Origin of the sequence: Thauera sp. 27 (assembly GCF_000310125.2) — a bacterium.
Classification (GTDB): domain Bacteria; phylum Pseudomonadota; class Gammaproteobacteria; order Burkholderiales; family Rhodocyclaceae; genus Thauera; species Thauera mechernichensis.
This window is the reverse complement of the sequence record NZ_AMXB01000028.1, coordinates 48,455-63,838: the sequence shown is the minus strand read 5'-3', so window position 1 is coordinate 63,838 and position 15,384 is coordinate 48,455. Positions and strand designations below refer to the sequence as shown.

General features: G+C 60.7%; 20 protein-coding genes and 1 tRNA gene. 14 read left to right on the top strand and 7 right to left on the bottom strand.

Annotated elements, in window-relative coordinates; translation table 11 throughout:
• A partial coding sequence (locus tag B447_RS15150; protein WP_002942192.1) for an RNA-guided endonuclease InsQ/TnpB family protein occupies nt 1–850 on the top strand: 850 nt, incomplete at its 5' end.
• Nucleotides 851–909: 59 nt separating this feature from the next.
• Here the strand turns inward: B447_RS15150 and B447_RS15145 are convergent.
• Together B447_RS15145 and B447_RS21895 are read right to left on the bottom strand one after the other, a co-directional pair.
• A complete protein-coding gene (locus tag B447_RS15145) occupies nt 910–1,152 on the bottom strand; it encodes a sigma factor-like helix-turn-helix DNA-binding protein (protein ID WP_037982913.1) in 243 nt (80 codons plus the stop codon).
• Between the two features lie 168 nt (nt 1,153–1,320).
• Nucleotides 1,321–1,725: an H-NS family nucleoid-associated regulatory protein gene (locus B447_RS21895; protein WP_002942186.1), complete on the bottom strand. Its 405-nt coding sequence runs from the start codon at nt 1,723–1,725 to the stop codon at nt 1,321–1,323.
• A 128-nt stretch (nt 1,726–1,853) separates the two neighbouring features.
• Between B447_RS21895 and B447_RS15135 the strand changes: the two genes are divergently transcribed.
• Complete coding sequence (locus tag B447_RS15135) at nt 1,854–2,144, top strand: hypothetical protein (RefSeq protein WP_002942183.1); 291 nt, start codon at nt 1,854–1,856, stop codon at nt 2,142–2,144.
• On the top strand, nt 2,137–2,547 hold the full coding sequence (locus tag B447_RS15130; RefSeq protein WP_002942181.1) for a hypothetical protein: 411 nt from the start codon (nt 2,137–2,139) through the stop codon (nt 2,545–2,547). The genes B447_RS15135 and B447_RS15130 overlap by 8 nt, the downstream gene beginning before the upstream one ends.
• Nucleotides 2,548–3,131: 584 nt before the next feature.
• Here the strand turns inward: B447_RS15130 and B447_RS15125 are convergent.
• Together B447_RS15125 and B447_RS15120 are read right to left on the bottom strand one after the other, a co-directional pair.
• A complete protein-coding gene (locus B447_RS15125; protein ID WP_232431644.1) occupies nt 3,132–4,211 on the bottom strand; it encodes a ParB/RepB/Spo0J family partition protein in 1,080 nt (359 codons plus the stop codon).
• Between the two features lie 2 nt (nt 4,212–4,213).
• Complete coding sequence (locus tag B447_RS15120) at nt 4,214–5,251, bottom strand: ParA family protein (protein ID WP_157384699.1); 1,038 nt, start codon at nt 5,249–5,251, stop codon at nt 4,214–4,216.
• 762 nt (nt 5,252–6,013) lie between these two features.
• On the opposite strand from B447_RS15120, the gene B447_RS15115 reads away from it, so the two are divergent.
• The 8 genes from B447_RS15115 to B447_RS15085 all read left to right on the top strand — a co-directional run bounded on the left by B447_RS15115 (nt 6,014) and on the right by B447_RS15085 (nt 9,548).
• The gene (locus tag B447_RS15115) at nt 6,014–6,553 is read left to right on the top strand and encodes an HD domain-containing protein (RefSeq protein ID WP_002942170.1); all 540 of its coding nucleotides are present in this window, start codon (nt 6,014–6,016) and stop codon (nt 6,551–6,553) included.
• Between the two features lie 151 nt (nt 6,554–6,704).
• Complete coding sequence (locus tag B447_RS15110; protein WP_002942168.1) at nt 6,705–6,947, top strand: hypothetical protein; 243 nt, start codon at nt 6,705–6,707, stop codon at nt 6,945–6,947.
• Nucleotides 6,944–7,270 carry a hypothetical protein gene (locus tag B447_RS22600; RefSeq protein WP_157384698.1) on the top strand — a complete coding sequence of 109 codons (327 nt, stop codon included), beginning with the start codon at nt 6,944–6,946 and terminating at the stop codon, nt 7,268–7,270. Before B447_RS15110 ends, B447_RS22600 begins: the two co-directional genes overlap by 4 nt.
• Nucleotides 7,271–7,413: 143 nt before the next feature.
• Nucleotides 7,414–7,490: transfer RNA gene (locus B447_RS15100), tRNA-Pro, on the top strand.
• 65 nt (nt 7,491–7,555) lie between these two features.
• A complete protein-coding gene (locus tag B447_RS15095) occupies nt 7,556–7,831 on the top strand; it encodes a hypothetical protein (RefSeq protein WP_002942164.1) in 276 nt (91 codons plus the stop codon).
• A 125-nt stretch (nt 7,832–7,956) separates the two neighbouring features.
• On the top strand, nt 7,957–8,580 hold the full coding sequence (locus B447_RS15090; RefSeq protein ID WP_002942163.1) for a hypothetical protein: 624 nt from the start codon (nt 7,957–7,959) through the stop codon (nt 8,578–8,580).
• A gap of 16 nt (nt 8,581–8,596) precedes the next feature.
• Nucleotides 8,597–8,839 (top strand): hypothetical protein, encoded by a 243-nt coding sequence (locus tag B447_RS22595; RefSeq protein WP_002942162.1) that lies wholly within the window; start codon nt 8,597–8,599, stop codon nt 8,837–8,839.
• Nucleotides 8,840–8,858: 19 nt separating this feature from the next.
• Nucleotides 8,859–9,548 carry a uracil-DNA glycosylase gene (locus B447_RS15085; RefSeq protein WP_002942161.1) on the top strand — a complete coding sequence of 230 codons (690 nt, stop codon included), beginning with the start codon at nt 8,859–8,861 and terminating at the stop codon, nt 9,546–9,548.
• A gap of 216 nt (nt 9,549–9,764) precedes the next feature.
• On the opposite strand, the gene B447_RS15080 is transcribed toward B447_RS15085, so the two are convergent.
• Nucleotides 9,765–11,069: a Y-family DNA polymerase gene (locus B447_RS15080; protein ID WP_002942159.1), complete on the bottom strand. Its 1,305-nt coding sequence runs from the start codon at nt 11,067–11,069 to the stop codon at nt 9,765–9,767.
• A 2-nt stretch (nt 11,070–11,071) separates the two neighbouring features.
• Nucleotides 11,072–11,521: a LexA family protein gene (locus tag B447_RS15075; protein ID WP_051018827.1), complete on the bottom strand. Its 450-nt coding sequence runs from the start codon at nt 11,519–11,521 to the stop codon at nt 11,072–11,074.
• 87 nt (nt 11,522–11,608) lie between these two features.
• Between B447_RS15075 and B447_RS15070 the strand changes: the two genes are divergently transcribed.
• The 3 genes from B447_RS15070 to B447_RS15060 all read left to right on the top strand — a co-directional run bounded on the left by B447_RS15070 (nt 11,609) and on the right by B447_RS15060 (nt 14,160).
• Nucleotides 11,609–13,078 carry a hypothetical protein gene (locus tag B447_RS15070; RefSeq protein ID WP_002942155.1) on the top strand — a complete coding sequence of 490 codons (1,470 nt, stop codon included), beginning with the start codon at nt 11,609–11,611 and terminating at the stop codon, nt 13,076–13,078.
• A gap of 103 nt (nt 13,079–13,181) precedes the next feature.
• Nucleotides 13,182–13,532, top strand: a complete 351-nt coding sequence (locus B447_RS15065; protein ID WP_002942152.1) for a hypothetical protein — start codon at nt 13,182–13,184, stop codon at nt 13,530–13,532.
• Nucleotides 13,525–14,160, top strand: a complete 636-nt coding sequence (locus tag B447_RS15060) for a hypothetical protein (protein ID WP_002942148.1) — start codon at nt 13,525–13,527, stop codon at nt 14,158–14,160. The genes B447_RS15065 and B447_RS15060 overlap by 8 nt, the downstream gene beginning before the upstream one ends.
• On the opposite strand, the gene B447_RS15055 is transcribed toward B447_RS15060, so the two are convergent.
• A complete protein-coding gene (locus B447_RS15055; protein ID WP_002942146.1) occupies nt 14,138–15,229 on the bottom strand; it encodes an RNA-guided endonuclease InsQ/TnpB family protein in 1,092 nt (363 codons plus the stop codon). The genes B447_RS15060 and B447_RS15055 overlap by 23 nt on opposite strands.
• Nucleotides 15,230–15,384 lie beyond the last annotated feature (155 nt).

The following is a 15,384-nucleotide window of genomic DNA, read 5'->3' as shown; positions in this document are numbered from 1 at the left end:
GGACGCGGCCAACGGGCGCATCCGCTTTCCCAAGGTGGGTTGGTTGCGCTACCGGGCGAGCCGCCCCATCGAGGGGCGTGCGATCACGGTCACGCTGCGCGCCGAGGCCGATGGCTGGTACGTGTCGATCGCCTGCGCGTTCGAGGCCGGGGCGCTCGAGCGCGGCCCGAAGGCCTGCGGCATCGATCGCGGGGTGGCGAACTTCGCCGCCTTCGACACCGGGCAGCGGATCGCGCCGCTCGATGCGCACAAGCGTGCCGTCCAGCGCTTGCGCCGCTACCAGCGAGCGGTGGCTCGCAAGCTCGAAGCGGCCAAGGTCGCCGCCGGCATCCCGAAGGGCAAACCCTTCCCGAAGGGGTTCCGGCTGCAGCCTTCGAACCGGCTTCGCAAGGCACAAGCCCGGGTGGCGAAGATCCACCAGGGGATCGCCCGCGAACACACGCTCGTCTGCCTGGAGGATCTGAGGGTTCGATCGATGAGCGCCTCGGCCGCAGGCTCGCAGGAGGCGCCCGGCAAGCGGGTGCGTCAGAAGGCGGGCCTGAACCGCTCGATCCTCGATCAGGGCTGGACGATGTTCAAGGACCAGCTCGCGTACAAGCTCGAATGGCGCGATGGAGTGCTCGTGCTCGTCCACCCCGCTCACACCCATGCGGACAATCGCAAGGGCGAAGTTTTCCGGTGCCGGTCCTGTGGCCACACCGACCACGCGGACGTCAATGCCGCGAAGAACATTCTGGCCGCGGGACACGCGGTTCTGGCCGGCGACGGCCAAGCGCTCGTGGAGGGAGAGGTGCAGTCAGGCCGCCCGGTGAAGCGAGAACCCACCGAAGGGGTAGGCCATGCGGCCTAGCCCAGCAGGAGCCCCCCCTTCCCGCAACGCGCGAGCGAAGCGAGAGGGCGGGGAGGATGTCAAAACGTTGCCGGAAGCAGGGGCTGAATGTCGGCAATTAACTGATCGATGACTGGCGTCGCAAAGCGGCCCCCGGAAAAGCGGCCAAGCATCTTCGCGCAGATCTGCCTCACACGCTCGCGCGTGACGCCAAAGCGCATCCCGATCGCCTCGAGCGTTCTATCTTCGCCGTCGCTGCCATACCTCTGGGCGAAATCCGTGCATTGCGGGCAGTACTCTCCGCGAGCAACAAGGGATTGCACGTTCTTCGACGGGCATTGGGCTCAGCCAACCAGGAACAATCGCAACTATCTCGTCCCGCACGGTCCGGATGTTCCCGCCAGAGTTACGTGCAAGATCGACGATAGGAGCAGCAGGTGCCCCATGAAGTAGGGTTGCTTGCGCGGTCAATGATTCAGAGCCTGATCGCTTCACAGTCGTCGAACCGTCCGTCTTTCGTTGAAGATCTGAGCGGTCGTCTCCAGCGCTCCCCACGAGCCACCTCGCTCGAGATAGGCCCTGAGCCAGTCGGGCTGCTCGCCTTCGCCATCCCACACCATCTGGCGGCTGGCCGGGTGCATGTACTTCGGGCCTGACTGCGTCGCAGGCTGTAGGTCTTCGGATCGTTCGCTTCCGGCAGGTGACGTTGCCACGGTGGTGGGCGCGGAATCCACTGTCTTCCGTTTGCTCGTCTTTGCTTCGGCACGGACCATCTTGCGACGAGCTGCCGCCTCTCGTTGTCGCTTCTCACGCTCGATGAGCTTTATCGCACGCTCGACGTCGAGCAGCAGGGCCTTGAGTTCTGGAATGGTCTTATGTTTCAGGTGTATCGTCATCAAATTCACTGCGGGCAAGATCGCAGCCCAAGATTTACATGCAGATGGCCCTTCCTGATGCCAAGGGCAGGCCTTGCGCAGTCCGGGTTCTCGGTTACCTTCGTTCTCACAGCTGGGAGAATGCCAACATGACCAAGAAGTTCAACTACACCATTGCATCGCACAACATCGAGGTCCATGCAGAGCAAGAAGGTGAGAGCCGGTATATGGTGTGTATGTCGTGCGCGGGAAGGCTCGCCAATGTCCGGATCGGCTACCTCACCGGCGCCGGCCGAAACTGGCTCGCAGAGTTCTTTGGCGCCCGGCCCAGTGTGCCCTGCAAGAGCGCGAAGCAAGCCTGCGAGATCCTCGCCAAAGCGGCTGTGAAGCAACCTGGTCTCGCCCCATTTTTTTTGTCGAAGGAGACATCCCATGCCTGAGAACCTCAGCTCGTACGAGCTTGCGGAAAAACTCGAGCGTCTGAGCAGCAAGGTGGGCGAATTCGCGGGCGACGTTCCGTCGGCGATGCTCCAGGGGGCTACCGCGCTGCGCCGCCAGGCAGCGCTGATCGAAGCCTCGGCTGCGACACCTCGAACGGTCGCCATCCTCTTCAGCAAACAGGGTCGTGCCGCGCAGTCCCCAAAGCTAATCGAGGCCACCGTTTCCTGGTCGGCACAGGACGGTGTCGCCCAGGCGTTCGATGCCAGCGGCCGCATGGTTGCCAAGCTGCACAACGCCCGAATCGACTGGATAGAGGCCGGCGGGGTGCGCATCAGCGGTATGGAGCCGACAGACTCGAGCGAGACAGCGTTCCGCACTCAGGCGTGGCAGATCCGCCTGTGAGCCGCGTGATCAGACTCGCACCCACATCTCGACGAAGCAACGAACAACCCCATTGGCAGCTTCGACACCGAGAGCCCATTTAGTAGAATCTCCTGGTGAATGAAAATGCCGCCTTTGACTCGAAAGGTGAGTGCGCAGGCAGTGCCGGCAATTTAGACGTCTAAACAACGCACCGACCGCTCCCGCCACCTAATCACCCAGACCGACTGAGGCCGAAGGAGCCCCCCCCGACCTTCGAAGCCCTCCTGCCCGTTCGCTTGGCGCGTCACGATGCCGGAGGAGCGGGATCGCTGACCGCGCCAATCCACAGGGCGCCACCCCTAGCTGAACTCCCGACTCGCCGAACGGCTCCGCCTGGACGTCACTACGCGACCGGCCGGCTATGGACGGAGCGCTACGGCGCAACACTGACAGGGCGAACCGGGACCGCTCTCTGTTGCATCCATTCACCGTCCTAGCGCCACACCCCGCACCGATGCCACTGCCGCGACCGACCACCTAAGAGGGGGGGCGCGGAAACATATTCACTACGCCGCAGGCCATGCTAGCGACTGCTCAATGTGTTTAGACGTCTAAACAGACGCTCACGCCTCGTTAGCTTTACCGTCAGCGTCGTCTCCACCGGCAGACACCCCATCACCATCGCCCTGCGGTCCGTCAGCATCTTCGGCAAACGTCGCGAGAAGGGCCTCCAGCCGTGAAGCAAATGCTGCACGCTTTACAGGATCTTTGACAGTCATGAGGACCTCAAAGTCGTGCCCCCGCTGCTTATACACACCGTTGCCGAACTTGACTTGCTTCGAGGAGGCCGGCTGTCTGTGGTGCCGCGGCTCGACCAAGGACTGCACCTGCCCGACAAGCCAAGAGAATGTACGCTCCTCTTCGCAGTACCTGGACGCAAGCTTTGCAGCCTGCTTCACCCCAGCTCGATCAACAACCTTACTAATTTGATAGGACGCACTTGCGCCAAACTTCTTTGGGCTACTGCGTACAATCTCAAGAACGTCCGCGGGAAGTCGCGCAAATGACCTGAAAAACGTCATCTGCGATCTCGAGAAGCCGGCCTGCTTTGCAATCTCCGCCGCTGAATGACCGTTTGCGATCAACTTCTCGTAGAACATCGCCCGATCCAGGTCACAGTGGAGCTCGCGCTCCTCATTTTGCTGATAACCGAACCAAGCGGCGGCTTCGAGGCTCATTCCTTCGTGCACCTCGGCCAGCAGTTCATGCATTACCTGGTGGTCACGACACGACTGCACGCGTGTCCAGCCGTCGCAGATGATGAACCGGCCTGGCTCATCAGGATTTGGAATGACGTGGATCGGATCGTGCTGACCTTGGGTGCGCAAAGCTTCGGCACGATCTCGGATCATTTCCGCCGTATAGACCTCACGCGGGGCGAGCGGATTGGGATCAATGAGCGAGACGTCAATCTTCTGGTACTTCCGTTCGCTGGCGTGTGGTTCGGACGCCTGCCCGGCCTTGACCTTCTCGGAAGTATCGGGATGATCGCGAAGAACCTCTTCAAGCGAGCGACTCGGTCCGGATGGCAGGGGAGTCATTACCATGCCGTGCGAAGCGGGCTTCTGAGCGCGTTCAGAACGCAGTTGCGCGTTGAAGTCGTCTTCGGACAGCGACTTTGAGGATCGCGGCTTATCAACCATTATTAGATTACCCCCATTTTCTGCAAAAGCTCGCGGGCAACATCATGGAGCTGCTCCGCGGCACCACCGGTCGGTCGCGCAAGTACAAGTGGAGGCTGCTCCTCGTCTTCGGAAAGCGTCTTCGGAAACTCTTCGCTTCGATGAACCATCACATTGAGAAGAGCCCCTGGGTACTCAGTCGAGAGCTTGCCCACCTGACTGTAGACACGCAGGCGATTCGGGACGTGGAAGTTACCGATCATTACCAGCCGCGGAGAGCGACCAACATCGTCGTGCATGTCCTGTAAGACGGAAGAGAGGTACGACACCGCCTTCGTCGAGTAACGCTCGAGCGATACAGGAGCAATCACGAAGTCTGAAGCCAACAGCGCCCCACGGGTCATGCGGTTCTTCGCCGGCGCGGCATCGAACAGAATCACATCGTACCCGGACAGGTCGAAGTGCGGATTCGAGCCCGCAATCCCCTCAGCGATCAGTGCAGCGATCTTCAGATCCGACTTCTTCCCTTCGATCGCATCGTAGGTGAGGATCGTGTCCAGCCGATCCAGAGTGAGATCCGATGGGATAAGGTGCGGGCCGTTCTCACCGAAGGGCTTCTTGATGACATCGGAGAGTGACGCGCGTCCACCCGGCCAACCCGGAACGAGATGGCCCAGGTGATACTGTACGACCCGCTCCTCGGGCACCCCCGACTCGCGCGCCTCTTCGAGCGTGAGCTCCGAGTCGTACCCGAACGCGAGCGTCAGGTTCGCCTGAAAGTCCAGGTCGATCACCAGCGTCTTGAGCCCCATCAGTGCAAAGATCGACGCAATGTTCGCAGTTAGCGTCGTCTTGCCCACGCCTCCCTTGGGGGCATAGACCGTGCCGATTGCTCGCTTCTTGATCGTGATCTTGGGGCGATGCTCCCGGCGCCACGCTGCCAGATCGAACACGTTCTCGATCGAGAACTGGCGCACCTTTGGACCAGACTCTTGGCGGGCAACCTCCACCCCTGATTCATCGACATACCGGCGAACCGAATCGACGGTGGTGTCGAGCATTCTGGCAACCGCTTGAACCTTGTAAGAAGCCTGCACGACGCACCTCAACCGAAATAGATGGCGCATCTTACTTCTCACATAAAGCTCGCTGCAAGGCGTTTACGACATTAACGGCATTTGTCCTTGCAGCAAAGCTATGACCTGAATGCGATAGACGTGAAGTTGCCTAAAAATGAAGCAGGCTCCTCACTTCCCACGCCGCGCTGCTACAGGCGCATGGTCCAGTGAGATTTCCACAGAAAATGTGGATAACTCTGATCGGTGGTAGTGCGGCTGACCGCGTCGGCGAAAGGGGCAACCTGTGGTGAGGAGCTGTTACGGGAAGCGGTAAAAGAGGACGCCATACCCCTAAAGAAACTCGACCTCATCCGGGTTTCTGCTGTTGCAGCATCAAAAATGACTCGCACGACCCATCGCCGAAACGCTCGCACGTCCTGCACAGCAGCCCACCGGAGAGCCCATGTCCCACGAGCGCCCTGACTCTCTCGCCTTTCCTCTTGCTGTTCAAAACAGGACAACCTGCAAGCCGGTAAGAGAGCACGGAATAAGCAGTGTTTTGCTCGATGGTAATTTCCACCTTCTTCTCCAGTTGGGTGATGTCGTCCGGAACGCTCTTGCATGATCGGCGAGTCCTTGTATTCTGGATCTAAAAATCCACCAAGCCATAGGAGCAGTGTGCATGGGAGTCCTCAGCCAGCCGCAATCCAGCCGTCAATCACCCCGGCCCGCGGGACTGAAGGCCGAGGTTTACCGCGCAGTAGGATGACCGACCTCGTCATCCAGGCCGACGCATTCGCGGCTGCAGCGCACGCCGCGATCGATCACCGCCGCAAGTACACCGGCGAACCGTACATCGAGCACCCGCGAGAAGTCGCCCGCATCGTCGCGTCGGTGACGGACGATCACGAGGTTATCGCGGCGGCGCTCCTCCACGACACGGTCGAGGACACGCCGGTGACCCTTGAGCAGATCGAGGATCTGTTCGGCGCTCGCGTTGCTTCCCTTGTCGAGCAGCTCACGGATGTGTCCCGTCCGGAGGACGGCAACCGCCGTACTCGCAAGGCTATCGAACTCGCTCACACGGCGACGTCAACGCCCGAGGCGAAGACGGTGAAGCTCGCCGACCTTATCAGCAACACGCGCACGATTGTCGAGTTCGACCCCGATTTCGCCAGAGTGTACCTGGCTGAGAAGGCACGGCTGCTGGAGGTGCTCAAGGAGGGGAACGCAAGCCTGCACGCAATGGCATCGATCCTTCTTGTCCAGTCGAGACAGCGACTGTACGAAGCCAGCGAGCGGTAGCACTCCGCGACATCGGCGCGGCTGCCAACGCGTATATCGAGCGGGAGGGCTGGGCTCCTTGTATAACGCACCAAATGTGGTGTTTTACGAAGCGGTTGGTATCGAATCCCTGCTGCATGATTGGCCTGCCGCATCCCAAGGAGATCAAGGCATGCCTATCGAGCCCCGCTACATCGTCATCAAGCGTCGAGATGCGTACGCCTATCTCACTCTGGAAGAGCAGAACCTGATACACGCGCTGGCGATGAAGGTCGAGCGCATGCGCAAGCTCAGCGGCCGCTCGTGCATGAATGCGCTGGTGATCGAGGAAGACTGGCCCGAGTATCACCAGGTGCGCGACATGCTCACTCAGCGCATCGCCCTGTCTCAACAAGAGCAGCAGGGGCAATCGTGAGTCGAAAAGCCGAAGTTGATGAAGCGCTGGCGCACTGGTCTGAACTTCACAATGCATGGCAGAAAGCGAACACCCCGGAGGCGACTGAAGAACGCCGCCAATACAGGAACGCGATGCGCCGCCATTACTGGCGCAACTGGGAGTTTGGCTTTCCCTTTGTGGCTACCCTGGCGTTCGTGATTGCGTTGCTCTGCGGCATTTCATACATCAATGGGTATCCTGAAGCTGATCTGATCGAAGCGGCTCTTGGCGCATTGCCCGTCACCGGCGTTCAGATCGTTTACCTACTCGCCGCGACCTATCCCTTCGCCGCTGTGAAATAAGCCCTTGCAAGTGCAAGTTTCTCTGAAAGAATTGAACCAAACGAAACGCTTACTCCCGACCGCAACTCAGGCGATCGGGTTCGAAAGGGAAGCCGCCGACCTCCTCGGTATCACCTCAAAGGTCGGCGGCTTCCCTTTCGAATCGGTGTGTAGCGCAGTCCGGTAGCGCGCTTGCTTTGGGAGCAAGATGTCGGGGGTTCGAATCCCTCCACACCGACCATTGTCTGCTCCAAGGAAATCAAATTCCGGCTTATTCAAGCCAATCACCGCAACAAGGAGTTCTGTATGAATACCAAGCTCGTCGCCACCTTCTCGACCGTTACCTGCATCATGCTGGCCACCCTCTCCCCGGCGCACGCCGAGAAGGCGGAGAGTGCCGAGAATAAGTCGAAGGCGGTGCCGACGCAGAAGGCACAGACCCAAGAACACGATGTCGCTCAAACTGCCCGTGATTACAAAGAAGGTAAGATCGTGTGCAAGAAGAGCTCGCGATCGTCCGATTCGGCGGACGTCGGTACCGTCCTGTGGATGTGGGCCAACCACTGCGATTACGTGAAGTAAACGTCCGACGCACGGACACCCGGGGTCAAGCCCGGGCCGCAAACGAAAGCCGTTTATGCCGCGGCTTTCGTTTGCGCAGACCGACCACATGTCAACTACAGTCACCAACAGACCATAAAACGATAATGATCAACAAGCTCCTAGTCGGTGTAATCGCTGCATTCATTGCAACCGGCTGCACCAAGAAGGAAGATGTCCCCAGCGAAAAGTTGTCAGCGGACGTAATTCGGCCAATCGCAGAGAGCTTTCTTCTTCCGGGCACGACGATGACCGACTACAAGCGCGAGAACGGCTGGGTCGATACGCAATCTCCGAACCAGTATATGGTTCGCTATACCTACAACATCACGCTAACGAAGCCGCTTCCGGAGGCGATTCTCGAACTCGCCCAGCAGTACATGAAAGAGCTTGATGAATCCAAGCGAAGCCCTGGCCTCATGGGTATCAATAGCATGCAAACCGCGTTCGCCATTACGGCCGGGGGCACCCAATGGGTAAGCGCTCAGGGCGATGCCTTCGCACAGCGGCGCGACGCCCTTCTTGGACAATGTGCTCCGTGCATTTCGTTCTGGAACGGAACCGATGGAGACAAAGACAGTGCGACATATTCGCGCTCGGCTTACTCGCTCGCATGGTCCCAGTACGAGGAGTTGGGCTTTAAGGACACTGCTGCAGTCGGCGATGGCGTGCCACGCCGTGCATGGGCGCCGTTCATGAAGACCGAGAACGGTTGGGCCGCAGTTCAGTAAGGCCCCCTGCATCACCATGCCGCTTCACCTCATCACCGACCTTCGCCCCGGCGAGCCCGACATACTCACACCAGTTCGACACGAGTCACTGGTCGTGCGGGTCAAGGGCCACTCCGCCACGCACGTTCGCATCCCGTCGCCCCCTGGCGGCTGGACCCATGAGGGCCTGATGGAGATCGCCATCGGCGTTCACCTCCCCATCGAAGAGCCGGTGGATGCGTTCCTGGGGGATGTCTGGATCGGCAGCACCGAGCTCTGAGCGTTTCCGGAAACGTCGCATGTCCCAACAGCCCCTTTTCCCGACGGACGAAACTCCTCTCGGCTCGCCGTCCTGCCACGACTGCAAGCTTTGCCAGGTCAGGACCAAGATCGTCTTCCCGACATCCCCGTCCTCGAGCGGCATTCTCGCGATCGGAGAGGCGCCAGGGGCCGAGGAGGATGTCACCGGGGAGGGGTTCATCGGGAAGGCCGGCAAGAAGCTCGACAGCCTCATGGCGGCGCATGGCATCGCCCGCAGTCAGTACGGGCGCGCAAACGTCGTTCGCTGCCGGCCGCCCGGTAATCGCAAGCCCGATACCGAGGAGAAGGAGGCCTGCTTGCCCAAGCTCGCGGCTGCGATCCTCAAGTTCGAACCGAGGGTTCTGCTGCTCGTGGGCGGCACGGCCGTCGAAGCCTTCCTTGGCAAGGGGCTTGTGTTCGATCACGTCATGCAATCTCGACGCTCGCCTGTTTGCGACCTGGGCAAAGCGCACAAGGCGCTCAGGAACGGGTTGCGCCCACTGCTCGACCGCCAGGAAGGGCTTTTGTGCGTACCGATGCCACACACATCCGGTCTCGCCTGGAATCGCTACGCCAAGGATGGAAGTCGCTGGTCCGAGATTGGCGCTGAACAGGTGGCGCTGGCTGTGCACCAAGCCAAAATCGCTTACGATATCAATCGAACGAGTAGAGGGGAGAAACTACTTTGATCGAACGAAGTTACTACGTTTCCTATCGCTATCAGAAACAGGACGGCTCATTCTCATCCGGTTTCAGAATCTTCCAAACAACGGACGATCTTGATACCGAGCAAGGCTTTTTAAGAGCGCTAGTCATGTTGGCAGAGCAGCATTGTAAAGGGAATGTTCCGCTGATAACGTTCCTGAAAGAGCTCCACGAGCCTTATGGCTCGGAAGAGGATTTCGCTAATCTTCAGTCGAAATGCTGAGCCGGACCTCGCCTGACACGCCGGGGATCTCGTCCCAGTTCGTCGTATAGGCGGGAGACAGGCGCTCTCGCCGCATCTTCCAGCCCGAGGCCTCGCCGGCGGCCGCAAGGGGACGCAGCGTTCCCCGGCCCCATTTTCGGTTGATCGCATCCATCGCCGCCATCAAGGCCGCAGAGCGCGCCATCTCTACGTCGGACCCGAAGAGACTGGCTTGGCGCCCCGCAACCGGTGTGATCTCGCTGAGCATGATCCCGGCCTTCTTGTACGCATAGCCCGGCCTGAACACCCCTTCGAGCACCGCGAGTGCGGCGCCCAGCAGGGTGCGCGTGTCTGCCGTGGGTTCGGCTAGGGGTGACGTCACCGTTCGCTGGTACTGCGGCTCCTCCGGCTTGAACACGTTGGTGCGAATCATCACCGTTACCGCACCCGCCTCGCACTCCTGGGCGCGCAGCTTCTCGGCCGCTCGCCCCACGTGGTTCGCGATCGCTTCCCGAAGCTCCTCGATCTCGAACACCGGATTACCGAATGACCTCGACGCCATGATCTGCTGCTTAGGCGGCGCCACCTCCTCAAGCGCGAGACACGGCTCGCCGCGCAGCTCGCGCACGGTGCGTTCGAGCACGACGGAGAACTGAGCACGGATCTTGTCAGGATCGGACTGGCGAAGATCCTGCACAGAACGCACCCCTATGCGCGAGAGCCGCTCCTCGATGCGCCGCCCCACGCCCCACACTTCACCGACCTCGATCTCCGCGCACAGCGTGTCGAACTCCTTGCCAGAGAGACGGGTGAGGTCGCACACGCCGGCGTAGCCCGAGCGCTTCTTGGCAACGTGGTTGGCGAGCTTGGCCAGCGTCTTGGTCGGCGCGATCCCGACGCACACCGGCAAGCCGAGCCACTGGAGGACGCGGGCGCGGATTTGCTGTCCGTAATGGACAAGGTCGAGCCCCGCGAAGCCGGTCAGATCCAGAAAGGACTCGTCGATGCTGTAGACCTCGAGATTCGGAGTGAAGGCGGAAAGCACCTCGACGACACGGTTCGAGAGATCCGCGTAGAGGGCGTAGTTGGACGAGAGCGCGACGATGCCGTGCTGCTCGGTCATCTCGCGCAGTTTGAACCAGGGCGCCCCCATGGGCACGCCGATCGCCTTTGCCTCCTTGGAGCGCGCAACCACGCAGCCGTCGTTGTTCGAGAGGACCACGAGCGGGCGATCGCGCAGACGCGGATCGAACAGCGCCTCACAGGACGCGTAGAAGTTGTTGCAGTCGACGAGCGCGAACATGCTCAACCCGGAATGCGCTTGGCGAGGCCGATCACCACGCCCCAGATCTCCATCTCTGCGCCTTCCGTGAGCACCAAAGGCGGGTAGGCCTTGTTCTCCGCGAGGAGTGCGACACGGCCGCCGCGCCTGTAGAGCCGCTTAACCAGGCGCTCGCCATTCACGAACGCGACGACGATGTGCCCGTGGCACGCCTCGATGCTGCGGTCGACGACCAGGATGTCCCCGTCGAAGATCTGGGCGTCCTGCATCGAGTCCCCGCGCACCTGGAAGAAGAAGGTCGAGACGGGGTTACGGACAAGGTACTGGTTGAGGTCCAGCCGCTTGTCCGCATAGTCCTCTGCAGGGGAGGGGAAACCGGCGGAAACAGGAGTCAGCCCAAGCGGCAGGAGCACACAAGGGGGGTTCTCGACAGCACGTAGCGGCGCATCATGGTGATCTGGTGCGGGCAGCATGGGGGGCAGCCAAGATAAAAGGGGCTGTATCTTCGTACAGTTGCCACAAAAGCTCAACCAGGTGCGCGGCGCGATACACTTAGACGCATGGCATCGCCCGACCACCGGATTCCGTTCGCTCTGGACAAGCACGGCAACATCGCATCGATCGAAGAGGTTGAGAACGGTGCTGCCTGCGCCTGCACCTGCCCGTCGTGCAGCGCACCGCTGATCGCGCGGCAGAGCAAGACGGGCAAGACGATCTGGCATTTCGCGCACGCCAAGGGCTATGGCTGCAGCGAGGCGTTCGAGTCGTCGCTGCACCTGGGGGTAAAGCGCATCATCGAGGATGCCGGCTGGCTGGAGCTGCCCGAGTGCAACGTGCTCCGATATCCGGACGAGTTCGTCGAGGCGCTGCGCACCTCTGCCGAGGTGTGCCACCCGCCCTACAGCTACCGCACGCACGAACTGAACCCAGTGAGAAGGCGCGGCCCGGGCGAGGCGTTCGCACCGGCTCGCCAAGTCACGTTCGAATCGGTGCAACTCGAGAAGACCGAAGGGAACATCCGCCCCGACATCGTCGCCACCGTCGCCGGCAAGACGCTCTATGTCGAAGTCGCGGTCCACAACCCGGTCGACAGGGACAAGCTCGCGAAGATACGCGCACGCGGCAACGCCACCATAGAGATCAGCATCGATCCGAAGAGGAGCACGTGGACGCCCGAAGAGCTACGGACCTTCGTGCTCGAGAACGCCCGCTCGAAGGCATGGCTTTTCAACCCTCGCCTGGAGGAGAAAGCAGACCAGGACTACGAAGCCAAGGCCGAGCTTCGGAAGCGGATTGCCAACGATGAGGCCGAGGCGCGGCGTCGCCACGAGGCGTACCTGGAGAAGATCGACGATCAGCGCAGACGGGAGAGAGAGAAGAAGATGGCAGCGCAGCGCGAATTGGCCGTCGCGCGTGCAGCCAAGCTCGAAGAGATCCGTCGCAACGCTGGCACCTTGACCCGTACGGACGGCGCAGGGACCGAAGATCGCAATGGGCTGGGGTTGCCATCGTGGATGTCCGAGAGCCCGGAGGTCAGCTTTCAGAGAGCGAACGCCTATCGCATCCTGAGTAAGGAAACGCCTTCGCCAACCCACCCCGTACTGGCCCCCGTGCTATTCCTGGACCTCGATGGGCTGCTGCGGCCGCAGCAAGAAGGGTTCGATGAGCGAGTGCAAAGGCTGGCTGCAGTGCTGGCAGGGCGCCTTTGCAGCGTCATCGTGACTTCCGAGATTCGCCGCAAGTGCAACGCCCATCAGGTCGCCGGCATGCTCAAGGAATTGGGAGGCCGTCACATCGGCTTCACCCCCACACTGGAGGGCGGCGGACCTCAGCAATGCGTTGCCGAGATCAACGCCTGGATGATGCGGAACCTCATGCCGACATCAAAGATCGTGGTCGCGCACAGCACGGTGCAACCATTCCCCGCAGCGTGGGACGTTCTCATCGGCCAATCCGAGAGTGGGTTCTCCGACGCTGATGGATTTCGCCTCATGGACCTCATGGCGAACAAGCGCACCTGGGGGCATTAGCCGGCGATGGATAGCATTGGACGAGGGAAGCGGCGCGATCACCATCTAAGCGTGCCGAATTGCATGCGCACCCTTCCCGATTGGATTTAGAGTTAGACACGAAATGACGAACGAAAAGGCGGCGGCCTGCCTCCAGGCCCTTTGCACCCTGATGCTCGATGCCACAGCCTCCCCATCGGCGGTGTCGAAAACCCTGCGCGGCCGCCTCGGGCCGGGATGGACATCCGTCGCTGCCGTCCAGTGGCTCACAGGCAAAGCTGCCGCCGAGTTCTTCGCTCGGCAGCCGGCCGATGGGTCGATCGCCGGGATTCCGATGACCGCAGTACCGATTTTTCTAGCCATCGCCAAGGAGATCTGCGGACAGTTCGGGCGACAACCGCCGTCCGAGGCAGAATTTGCCGAGCGACTGCATGCGTTGGGCAAACAGTTCGGCGTGGACATCCCGCATGCCTGAGATCCGCGTTCGAGGCCACTACCTGGTCGCCGTCTCGGGCTACAAGCTGCGCCAGAGCAGAACCTTCCACGTGTTCTCGACCGACGAAGGGCACATTTCCGTTCCTGACCGCCTGTTGCCGGCCCCGCTGCATGAGCCAGATTCGATGCAATGGTGGGAGACGATCTGGGTCGTCGGCGACAACCCTCGAGAACGGCTGTGCAAACTCGACAGTGGTAAGCCCTACCTGCGCTTTGCGCGCTTCGATGACGCCCTTGGCTACGCTGCCGCCCGTCAGAAGCGCTTTCCCCGCCAGGAGCACCAGGTGGTGTTGGTCATCCAGGACGAGTTCGACAAGCCGTCCATGCACCTTGTCCGTACAGAAGATGAGGCAGCTCGTATCGAGGAGGAGATTGCGCAGAAGCGCAGTGAGGTCGAGCGGCTCCAGGCTGAGTACGCCCGGGCGCGTGCGGCCGAGCATCCTTACATGCCGGTGCTACGCGAGCACTTCTCTCGATCCCGTGCATGGACCTTGTCCGACCTGGTCGCCCGGATCAAGGAGGAGGGCATCGACGCCGTGCGCGCAAGCATGCCCAGCTCCACTTGGTTTGACGTCCTCCCCGCCCTCAGCCTTGCGGCTGCCCGCTGACGCGGGGAAGGACGGGGATTCCTACAGCTAGAGGCGCACGTCCGCGCCCGAGGATGTTCCTGGCCGCATTGATGTCGCGGTCGTGAGTGCTTCCGCACGCCACGCAGGTCCATTCCCTTATTCGCAAGCCGGCCCTACCTTTCGGACTGCTGGCGGAGATTGATCCGCAGCACGAACAGACTTGGGTTGAAAAACTCTCGTTCACTTCCCTGACGACGATACCGGCGTGAGCGCCTTTGTATTCCAACATCGTTTTCAGCATGGCCCAACCGGCATCGAGTACCGATTTGGCCATCTTGGTTTTGACGAGCTTGCTGCTTGAAACGTTGCCGACGTAGATTTCCCCATGGGTATCCACCAGTCGGCGAGAAAACTTGTGCAGCGCATCTTTGCGACGATTCGCAATCTTGGCGTGAATCGCCTTGACGCGCTGCTTGTTGTTGGCACGCTGCGCGATACCGAGCTTTGCCTGTTCCTCGCGATACCAGCGGCCGGCTTCGAGCTTTTCGCCATCACTGGTTGTCGCAAGGTCTTTCAGACCAAGGTCGACACCGACCGCGCCCTGACCTGGTGACAGCTTTTCCTCAACGTCGACCACGACGTTGAAGTACCAGCGGCCACGAGAGTCCTCGCTGAAGCTGGCTGACCGGAATTTGTACCCGGCGAGGCCATAGCTGTCCCAAACGCCGAAATACTGGCCATTGTGATAGACCTGCCCGTTCTTCCAGGACGCCATGCCTGTATTCACCGGCACCCACCCGAGCGACCGACGCACGCCGTTCGTCTTGCGCCACGCGAGACGGGATTTTTTGAACTGCTTTCGGCGCGTGACGTATTCCTTTGCGATGACCTGGGGGCACTGCGAGTGCAGCCCAAGCTCCTTCGACGCGCCGGTGGTATAGGCGTGAATGTCGAACGCCGACAAAAACTTGCCGCGCTCTTTGATCGAACGGGACGACAGTTCGTTAATGTAGTTCCACACGAAATTCACCGAAGCCGCCCACTGCCGAAGCAAGGGAGCATGCTTGTCCTTGATACGGACCTTGAGGGTTTTCGTCGGCTTGTCCATGCGGTTATGGAATCACGAATACATGACCTTGGCAGCTGGTTTTTGTGATTCTATAATTGTCAAATGGACATTGCAAAAAAACAAGGCGGACGCCCGAAGAAAGACCCGAACGACATTCTTGTTCAACGGTCGATCCGTCTCTCGAAAGATCAATG